Genomic DNA, 9,393 nt, shown 5'->3' with positions numbered 1-9,393 from the left:
ACGGCGTTTCATACGGCATGGAACTGGACGGAATGATCGCCAGCAGCGCCAATCACATCATGCGCCGCACGGTGGAAACCAGCGCCATGCTRCGCATGCTGGCGGTAGGCCGTGCCTCCTACATCTTCGTGGATCGCGAAGACTGGAACTATCTGCGCAACAAGGAAAACTCGCTGCAATCGCTGGTCCTGCTGGATTATCCGGACATGCCGCCCGGCCTGAAACGCCATGTGGTCTGCAGCCGCGACGTACCGGCCGAAACGATGGACCGCCTGAACCGCGCCATCGCCGCCCGCGCCGGCAAATAAGTCAGAAAGCGCGTGCCACCGACAGCACGACTTCGTGGTGCCATTCGCGCTCGCGCGTGGTGACGCCGTAGATATCGGTGCTCACGCCGCTGCGCAGACGCGCCACGTCCAGCGAGACTTGCGCCTGCCAGCCCCGGTGCGAAGTCGCCAGCCCAATGCGCGCTTCGGGACGGCTGATTTCGGAACTGTCGTGGGAATACAGATAGCCGCCATGCCAGAACATCTGCAAGCGCGGCGCCAGCGACCAGCCGCCATTCACTTCGCCATACAGTGTGCGCTCGCCGAAGCCCAGATAATTCGGCGCATAGTGCAGCCGCGCGCTCACCGTTTCACCGGACAAGCCGACAAAAAACTCGCGAAAGCTCCAGCTGGAATTGCTGGGAAAGGCGTAGGCCGTCACGCCCGTCTCCCACGACAGGCCGGACTCCATGCGATGCGCATAGCCCGCATAGCCTATCCATTGCGCGCTGCGATGCGATTCGATCGCCAGCTGGCCCGTCACCACCTGCCCGCCCGCATACCAGCCGGACGCGCCATCGTAATTCAGCGCCAGCCGCGCCGCGGCCCTGCCGTCGCTGAGCGAGACACCGCGGTACATGTAGTTGGAAAGAATACCGGCACTGCCACTTAACTGCGCATGCGCTTCAGACGCCAGCAGCCAGGGCAGGATGCTCAGGGCGAGCGTGCGAAGCGGCTGGTGGAGCTGGGTTGGCATGCGCATGAACATTTTCCTGTAATGCGCATGATGGTGGCGCAAAGATCTATTCCCGTCAACGGTGCATTGCCTTCGTTCAGGACGATCCCTTCACGCAGCTTGGCAGACGCGAGCTCCGGCTTCAGCTCGCCAATCAGGGCCAGCATGCCGGACACGTGGGCGGCGGCATAGGATGTCCCGGACACTACGCCCCAGCGTCCACCCGGCATGGTGGTCGGCACATCGCGGCCCGGCGCCAGCAAGGCGTGCATGCCATTGCGCGGCGGAGCGCCATCCGAGGCCACGGCAAACACACCCGGCGTATTGGCCGGGAAGCCGCCGTCGGGCCGGGCCGGGTCGACCGCACCCACCACGCGGATGCCGCGCGCCTGGGCCACTTCCACCAGCTGCTGCAGCAGCCTGTCCTGCGGGCCGGACAGACTGAGATTAATGATCTGCGCCCCGTTCGACAAGGCAAAATTCATGGCTTTGGCCAGGGTGAAGCTGTTGCAGCGGGTCGCGCTGCCGGCCTGCCAGCAGGCGCGCAAGGCCATCAGGCGCGCATCCGGCGCCACGCCTTCGATGCCGACGCCATTGCCGGCGCGCGCTGCGATCACGCCCGCCACTGCGGTGCCATGCAGCTCCGCCACATAGTTCTGGCCATCGACAAAGTTCTCTTCCACCGACACCTGCCCGAGCAGGTCGGGATGATTGCTCTCGATGCCGCTGTCCACCACCGCCACCGTCACCTTGCGGCCGGTGGCCGCCTTGCGCACTTCATCCAGCTGCCAGGGGCCGGCGGCGGGCTGCACGCGGTACAGCGGATCGCTGCCGGCCTGCGCCACGAAGCCCTGGATCTCCTGCGCCCACTCCACGCGGCCGTCGCGCGACAGCGCATCCAGCACCGGCGCCGCGGTTTTACCGGCGGGCAGGCGCATACGGTAGCAGTCCACGTTCAGCGCCGGCATGGCCCAGTCTTCCAGCAATTCGAGCTTGTATTCCTGCGCCACGGCGCTGGCGATGCGCTGACGGGCGGCCCGGCCGGCGTCCTCACGGTAATTGGCGCTGCCGTAGCTGTCGGCGCGGAAGTGCGGCGCCGGGAGATGCAGCATGACCAGGATTTCGACCGTGTCCGGCACCGCCGCTTCCGCCTTGGGCGGGACGAAAGGCCCCGCCTGCGGCAAGTCCTGCCCCGGCTGCGCCAGGGCGCTGCCGGCAAGCAGGAATAAGGCGAATGCCAGGATGCGTTTCACGGCTGGCTCCCTGCCGTCATCGATTCCGCCAGCTCCACCGATGGGTTGGCGCGCAATGCGGACAGCAATTGCTTCTGATGGTCGGCATCCACATCCAGCATATAGGCGCCGGTGACCGTCGGGCCGCCGATGATCTGGGCGCCGTTGGCTTGCAGGATGCGCTGCACGTCCTGCACCCGCGCATCGGCCCTGAAGACCACCAGCACGTCGGGCGTGGACGCCGGGCCGTGACCCAGCGCTTGATAAGCCGGGGCTTCATCCGCCGGCAGCAGTTTCACCGCCAGCACGGCGATCACGGCGAATTGCGCGGCCAGCGCCCAGCRCTGCCAGCGCGCTTCGTCCAGCCAGGCGCGCACGCGGGCGCCCAGGCCGGCCAGCACGGCGGACCGCGGCTGCATCGGAGCCGGCGCTTCGTCCAGCTGCGGCATCAGCCGCGCCAGCGCGCGTTCCGGGTCCAGACCGGCAGGCAGCGGACCTTCGGTTTCCAGCAGCTTGCGCTGCCAGGCCAGGTCTTCGCGGCAGGCGGCGCAGCCGCGCAGGTGATCCTGCACGCGGCCCGCTTCCACCTCGTTCAGCGCACCGGAGGCGTACCAGGGCAGCAGATCCTGCAGCGCCTGGTGGTCGGTGTCGGTCTTTGTGGGTTGGGTATTCATTGCATCTCTTCCATATGATCGGACAGCATGTCCTTCAGCCTTTGCTTTGCGTGGAACATGCGCGTCTTCACGGTGTTCACCGGACATCCCATGGTGTCGGCGATCTCCTGATACGCCATGCCGTGGTAATACGTCAGGCTGACGACCACGCGCTGCTCCATCGGCAGCGCATCCAGGGCGCGGCTGACGCCTTTCTGCAGCTGGCGCGCAGCCAGGGCGTGTTCCGGCTCAGTGCCCGCTTCGCCCACGGTTTCCTCCTGCGGCTCCAGCGGCTCATCCAGCCCGCGCAGCGCCTTCAGGGCCTGACGGTAGGCGATGCCGAAGATCCAGGTGGACAGCTTGCAGCTGCCATCGAAGGTATTCGCCTTCTGCCACACCACCAGCATGGTGTCGTTGATGACCTCCTCAATCAGCGGCACATTACGCGTCATCCGGTCCAAAAACCGCGCCAGCCGTGAAAAATAGGCGCGGTACAGGGCCTGGAAGGCGAGCCGGTCCCCGCCGCCTATGCGCCGCAGTAACGCTCCCTCATCCAGCTCGTCCGACACGACACCCCTCCCGCCAATCCGCATGCAAATTCTCCTCTGGTGCCGTGAATACGCGGCTGAGGAAAAAAGGTTCATCGGAAACGAAAAAATATTTCTCCATTCAATTTTGAACCATTTTTTCACGGACGGGTATTGACCGTTACAACATTGACAGATTGCTCAGCTAGTGCTTGCCCCAACCCTCTTCTGCGGCCCCGCCCTACTTTTTCCGGACCCGGCCGGCCTGGTGCGTCTCCTCCTCGTGGCGCCCCTGCTAGAAGAATGGATTGTGCGTGCGGGTTTGCACGACTGGCTTCTGCGGCGCTTTTCTCCCCTCCCGGCGCTGTTCGGAAGCGCTGCCGCCTTCAGTGCCCTGCATATGGGGTCGGGTCTGATAGCGGCAGCGCTGGTGTTCTCGCCCGGCTTGCTGTTCGGGATAGCTTACCAGCGCTGGCGGGACTGGCGGCTATGCGCCCTGATACACGCGCTGTGCAACGCCTGCGCGATCAGTGTTTGTGGATCTTAAATTGAATGGAGAAGCGATGAACCGAATTCGAATGCCCCGCCGCGGTGGACTGCTCGCCGCCGGACTTTGGGCCGTGCTGTCCCTGGCGCCCGTCGCACAAGCAGCCGATGCACTGAACGGCAAGAGCCTGTACCTGAACGGGCCTGTGTCCGGCGGCACCGCTTGCGCCTCCTGCCACGGTCCGACGCCTGCCAATAACGTCAACGGCATCCTCCGGGCAGCCAATAATCCGACTGTCATCAGCAACGCTTTCGCCGCCAACCTGGGCGGCATGGGTTCTCTCTTCAACGGCAAATTTTCGTCCGCCGAAATCGCGGACCTGGCAGCCTTTATCGGCAATCCAAACRTGACGGCCGCGCCGGCGGCCTCGCTGGCGCCCACCACCTTGACCTTCGCCGGCACCACGGTCGGACAGGACAGYGCTGCCCTCAGCACCACGCTCACCAACACCGGCAATGCGGTGCTGAACATCAGCGCGGTCGGCGTGGGCGGCGCCAATGCCGGAGATTTCGTCATCAGCGGCGGTAATTGCAGTGCGGGCGGCTCGGTCGCCGCGGGCGCGACCTGCAATGTGCAACTGGTGTTCCATCCCACCGCGGGCGGCGCGCGCAGCGCGGCGCTGAACATCGGCCATAACGCGACCGGTGGCAGCAGCAGCGTCTCCTTGAGCGGCACAGGCAATGCCACGCCGACGGCGACTCTCGCGGTTTCCGCCAACGCGCTCAATTTCGGCGCGCTGGTAACGGGCGCCGCATCGCCGCTGCAAACCATCACTGTCAATAATGCGGGCCAGGCGCCGCTGAATTTCAGCGGCATCAGCCTGTCCGGCGCCAATGCGGGCATCTTCACACTGGACGGCAGCTGCGCTGTATCTGCACCGGTGGCGGCGGGCGGCAGCTGCACGGTCACTGTGGTGGCGACGCCAACGGCCGCCGGCCCGTTTGCCGGCAGTCTGAATCTGGCGTCCAACGCCAGCAATGGCGCGGTGGCGATTGGCCTGTCGGGCAGCGCGAGCGCACCGGCGCCGGCATTGGCAGCCAATCCAACGGCGGTGGCATTCGGCGCCCAGACCGTCGGGGCCGGTGCGGCAACGCAAAACGTGAGCATCACCAATCGCGGCAATGTGCCCGTGACCTTCAGCAGCATCGCCGTCAGCGGCGCGGCCAGCATTACGATCGGCAGCGGCGGCTGCGGCGGCACGCTGGCTGTAGCGGCCAGCTGCAATGTGCCGCTGGCCTTCGCGCCCACAGCGGAAGGCAATGCGGCGGCAACCTTGCTGGTGCGTTCCAATGCGCCTGACCTGTCGGTAGGCATCACCGGTTCAGGCACCACGGCAGCGGTAGCGCGCCCGGTGCTGTCCGATACCAGCCCGGTTGCCTTCGCCGACACGCAAGTAGGCCAGCAGGCAGCCACCCACACCACGACACTGAGCAACAACGGCAATGCGGCGCTCAAGATTTCCTCGCTGGTACTGAGCGGCAGCAATCCCGCCGACTTCACGCTGGCAGGCAGTTGCGCCGTCAACGGCACCGTCAGCCCCGGCGCCAGCTGCACCATCATCTCGGCTTTCAAGCCCACGGCAGCTGGCGCGCGCACCGCAGACCTGGTCCTGATGACCGATGGCGGCGCGCAGCTCAGCGTGCGCCTGAACGGCAGCGGCGTGGCAGTTCCGGTGACCACGCCGTCGCTCACGGTCAACCCGCAATCCTTCGACTTCAGCAGCGCCAATGTCGGCGACGCCGGCCCCGTCAAACGCTTCACGCTGACCAATACCGGCAGCGCAGCTCTGATCATTAATAGCGCAACTTTCAGCGGCCCGTTTGCAGCCAGCAGCGACAGCAATGCCTGCGGCGCCTTCCCGCTGACACTCGCAGCCGGCGCCTCGTGCGACCTGCCTGTGCGCTTCACCCCATCCACCACCGGCAACGTTAGCGGCACTGTGACGTTGCAAGCCACGGGCGCAAGTTGGACCATCGCCCTCAGCGGCCAGGGCTTCGCAGCAGCCCCTGTCAACAATGGCCTGGTCCAAAACCGCGGCGGTGGTGGATGCTCCGCTGCGCAGAACGGCAACGATCCCATGCTTGCCGTATTGGTAGTGCTCGCAGCAGGTGTGCTGTTCTGGCGCCGCCGCAAGGCACGCGCTACGCAGCACGGCGCTGCCCGCGCCGTGGCCGTCGCCGGCACGCTGGCAGCCGTCGCAGCCTGCGCCGTACTGGCCTTGCCCTCCCCCGCTTCCGCGCTGGAGCCAGGCAAGCCTGCGCCAACCTTCGCGCTGAGCGGCCCTGCCGGCTCCGTGAATCTGGACCAGTACCACGGCAAACTGGTGTACATCGATTTCTGGGCTTCCTGGTGCGGGCCGTGCCGGCAGTCCTTCCCCTGGATGAATGAAATGCAGGCGCGCTACGGCGGCCAGGGCTTGCAGATTGTCGGCATCAATGTCGACGCCAAAGCCGAAGACGCGCGCAGCTTCCTCGCCGACACGCCCGCACGCTTCGTGATCGCCTTCGACCCAAGCGGCACCGCGCCGCGCACTTATGGCATCAAGGGCATGCCAAGCAGCGTGCTGATTGGCCCGGACGGCAAGGTGCTGTATGAGCACAGCGGCTTCCGTCCCGCCGATCGTGAGGCGCTGGAAAGCCGCATCAAGGCGGCATTGGGAGCGATCAAATGAAGGCCCGCATCGTCATTACGCTGTGCGGCGCTGTTGCCGCGCTGTCCGGCTGCGCGCTGCCGCCGGTGCAGCCTTGGGAAAGAGGTGAACTGGCGCGCCCGGACATGCTGATCCAGGGCGACGCCCTCGAAACCCGCTTCAATGAACACATTTACGCCAGCAAGGAAGCTGCCTCCGGCGGCAGCGCCGTCGGTGGCGGCGGCTGCGGCTGCAACTGACAGGGAACACCATGGAGAATAACAAACCCCCCGTAGGCCAAGCCCTGCTGGCAGCGGCCATGCTGCTGCCGGGCCTGGCCCACGCCGAATCGCCGCCGGAGCGCGGCGCCATCAGCGTCAAATACCTGTATTACAAGGAAGACCAACCGGGACTCGACCGCGTGCGCGTACATTCGCCCTCCGTTTCCATCATGACGCCTGTGGCAGGCGAATGGTCGATTGCGGGCAGTGCCACCGTGGACGATGTCTCCGGTGCGTCGCCACGCTATCACACGGCCATTTCCGGCGCGTCACAGATGGACGATTTGCGCAAGGCAGGCGACGTGACAATCACCCGCTATCTGTCGCGCGGCACGGTCAGCGTGGGCGCGGCCTTCTCCACCGAGCATGATTACCGCTCGCGCGCCCTGTCGCTGCAAGGAACGCTGGTCAGTGAAGACAAGAACACGACCTGGGCGCTGGGCATCGGCGGTTCGGACGACACCATCAATCCCGTCAACAATCTGGTGGTGAACGAAGGCCGGCAAACACTGAGCATCCTCGCAGGCGTGACGCGCGTGTTCACGCCGGTCGATATCGGCCAGGCCACCTACACGCACAGCAGCGGCCACGGTTACTACTCCGATCCCTACAAGCTGGTCGACAACCGGCCGCGCGGCCGCGATCAGGATACCGTGCTCCTTCAGTGGAATCACCGCTTCATCGAGCGCGATGCCACCAGCCGCCTGAGCTACCGCTACTACCACGACAGCTTTGGCATCAGTGCACACACGCTGTCGGCGGAATGGGTGCAGTCGCTGTCGCATGGCTGGACCATCACGCCCACCCTGCGCCTGTATTCGCAACGCGCCGCCGATTTCTACTTCGATCCTGTGTACGACGCCAAATTCGGTGCGCCCTTCCCGCCCGGTTATGTGTTCGGCGGCACGGCCTTTACTTCGGCGGACCAGCGCTTGTCGGCGTTTGGTGCGATTACGGCGGGCGTCAAGGTCGCCAAACAAATCGGCAAGGACTGGAGCGTGGACTTGAAGGTGGAACGCTACGAGCAACGCGGCTCCTGGCGCGCATTCGGCGACGGCAGCCCAGGCCTGGCGCCGCTGCGCGCCACCAGTCTGCAAATTGGCTTTACACGATTGTGGTGAACGATACCTACACTGCCGCTTTTTCCGCCATGGGCAGCCGCTGCGAGATCCGCATCGCGGCAGCCCACACCGACGCTGCGCGCGCCAAGGCCACCCAGGCGATCGATGAAGTGCGCCGCATCGAAAGCAAATATTCGCGCTACCGCGCCGACAGCGTGATTGGCCGCATCAACACAGCGGCAGGCTCGCACGAAGTGGAGTGCGACGATGAAACGCTTGCCTTGCTGGGCTATGCGGACACGCTTTACGCCGCCAGCGAGGGGCGCTTCGATATCACGTCCGGCGTGCTGCGCCAGGTCTGGGATTTTCGCCACGGGATCATGCCACAGGATGGCGCGCTGGACGCGGTCCTGCCGCTGGTGGGCTGGAACAAAGTTGTGCGCCACGGGCATTCCATCTTTCTGCCCCTGCGCGGCATGGAGCTGGATCTGGGCGGCTTCGGCAAGGAGTATGCGGTGGACCGCGCGGCCGAGGTGCTGGCTGGGCTGCGCGTCCAACACGGTTATGTGAATCTGGGCGGGGATATGCGCTTTCTCGGACCACGCTCGGATGGCGAGGCCTGGGACATCGGCATTCAGGACCCGCGAGATATGTCCGCCACTGTCGCCAGTATTCCGCTGGGACGCGGCGCACTGGCGACCAGCGGCGATTATGAACGGTTTATTGAAGTGAATGGACGGCGCTACTGCCATGTGCTGAATCCACTGAACGGCATGCCGGTGTCGTACTGGCGCTCGATCAGCGTCGTCGCACCGCTGGCCATCACCGCAGGCAGCTGCACAACGACGGCCATGCTGCTGGAGGAAGACGGGCTCGATTTTCTCGAGCGCTCCGGCATGGGCTATCTGCCCATCGACAACGAAGGCCGCATTTTTCGGAGAACTCCATGAAGTCGATCTTTCACTGGCTATGCGCGCTGCTGCTCGCGGCATGGCTGCCTTCCGCGCTGGCGGACGATTTTCTGCCGCCAGAGCAAGCGTTCGTGCTCAGGGCAGAATTGCGCGATGCTCATATCGTGTCGCTGCATTGGGCAATGCCGCCGGGCTATCACCTGTATCGCGAACGCCTGTCCTTCACTGGTCCGGGCGTGACGCAGCCGAAGCTGCCAACTGGCCAGCGCAAGTATGACGAGAATTTCGGCAAGGAGATGGAGACTTATTACTCTGCGCTCGACGTCAGCGTGCCGGTGTCGAGTGCCGCGCCGTTCGAGCTCACAGTGGGCTACCAGGGTTGCGCGGACGCGGGCCTGTGCTACCCGCCAGTAGCGCGCACGTTCACCGTCAACCCCACCGCTCCAGGCGCCCTCACCGCGCGAGCAAGCGACGCCGCCCCCACGACGGCCAGCACCCTTGCATCCGCCGCCAACACCGGCGCCGGTACCGCGCCTGCCCGAGGTGCGGG

General features: G+C 65.3%; 10 protein-coding genes and 1 pseudogene. 7 read left to right on the top strand and 4 right to left on the bottom strand.

The window, feature by feature from the left end; translation table 11 throughout:
- Positions 1-308, top strand: a pseudogene (locus AB4Z11_RS12735) (hypothetical protein); the annotation flags it as partial.
- A gap of 1 nt (position 309) precedes the next feature.
- On the opposite strand, the gene AB4Z11_RS12730 reads toward AB4Z11_RS12735, so the two are convergent.
- The 4 genes from AB4Z11_RS12730 to AB4Z11_RS12715 are packed head-to-tail and all read right to left on the bottom strand — an operon-like array spanning position 310 to position 3,480.
- Positions 310-1,029 carry a TorF family putative porin gene (locus tag AB4Z11_RS12730; RefSeq protein WP_442025617.1) on the bottom strand — a complete coding sequence of 240 codons (720 nt, stop codon included), beginning with the start codon at positions 1,027-1,029 and terminating at the stop codon, positions 310-312.
- On the bottom strand, positions 981-2,255 hold the full coding sequence (locus AB4Z11_RS12725; RefSeq protein ID WP_442025616.1) for a S8 family peptidase: 1,275 nt from the start codon (positions 2,253-2,255) through the stop codon (positions 981-983). The genes AB4Z11_RS12730 and AB4Z11_RS12725 overlap by 49 nt, the downstream gene beginning before the upstream one ends.
- Positions 2,252-2,908 carry a zf-HC2 domain-containing protein gene (locus tag AB4Z11_RS12720; RefSeq protein ID WP_442025615.1) on the bottom strand — a complete coding sequence of 219 codons (657 nt, stop codon included), beginning with the start codon at positions 2,906-2,908 and terminating at the stop codon, positions 2,252-2,254. The genes AB4Z11_RS12725 and AB4Z11_RS12720 overlap by 4 nt, the downstream gene beginning before the upstream one ends.
- Complete coding sequence (locus AB4Z11_RS12715; protein ID WP_442025614.1) at positions 2,905-3,480, bottom strand: RNA polymerase sigma factor; 576 nt, start codon at positions 3,478-3,480, stop codon at positions 2,905-2,907. Before AB4Z11_RS12715 ends, AB4Z11_RS12720 begins: the two co-directional genes overlap by 4 nt.
- 142 nt (positions 3,481-3,622) lie before the next feature.
- Between AB4Z11_RS12715 and mrtJ the strand changes: the two genes are divergently transcribed.
- The 6 genes from mrtJ to AB4Z11_RS12685 all read left to right on the top strand — a co-directional run.
- Positions 3,623-3,961 (top strand): JDVT-CTERM system glutamic-type intramembrane protease MrtJ, encoded by a 339-nt coding sequence (gene mrtJ, locus AB4Z11_RS12710; RefSeq protein WP_442025613.1) that lies wholly within the window; start codon positions 3,623-3,625, stop codon positions 3,959-3,961.
- Between the two features lie 16 nt (positions 3,962-3,977).
- Positions 3,978-6,632 (top strand): choice-of-anchor D domain-containing protein, encoded by a 2,655-nt coding sequence (locus AB4Z11_RS12705; RefSeq protein WP_442025612.1) that lies wholly within the window; start codon positions 3,978-3,980, stop codon positions 6,630-6,632.
- Complete coding sequence (locus tag AB4Z11_RS12700) at positions 6,629-6,850, top strand: DUF4266 domain-containing protein (protein WP_442025611.1); 222 nt, start codon at positions 6,629-6,631, stop codon at positions 6,848-6,850. The genes AB4Z11_RS12705 and AB4Z11_RS12700 overlap by 4 nt, the downstream gene beginning before the upstream one ends.
- Positions 6,851-6,861: 11 nt before the next feature.
- Positions 6,862-7,992 carry a DUF3570 domain-containing protein gene (locus tag AB4Z11_RS12695; protein ID WP_442025610.1) on the top strand — a complete coding sequence of 377 codons (1,131 nt, stop codon included), beginning with the start codon at positions 6,862-6,864 and terminating at the stop codon, positions 7,990-7,992.
- On the top strand, positions 7,989-8,882 hold the full coding sequence (locus AB4Z11_RS12690; protein WP_442025609.1) for an FAD:protein FMN transferase: 894 nt from the start codon (positions 7,989-7,991) through the stop codon (positions 8,880-8,882). Before AB4Z11_RS12695 ends, AB4Z11_RS12690 begins: the two co-directional genes overlap by 4 nt.
- The coding region (locus tag AB4Z11_RS12685; RefSeq protein ID WP_442025608.1) for a protein-disulfide reductase DsbD domain-containing protein at positions 8,879-9,393 on the top strand (515 nt) is incomplete at its 3' end. The genes AB4Z11_RS12690 and AB4Z11_RS12685, both read left to right, overlap by 4 nt.

Source organism: Pseudoduganella sp. RAF53_2 (assembly GCF_052113985.1).
Classification (GTDB): domain Bacteria; phylum Pseudomonadota; class Gammaproteobacteria; order Burkholderiales; family Burkholderiaceae_D; genus Rugamonas.
This window is presented reverse-complemented; position numbering and strand designations above follow the sequence as displayed.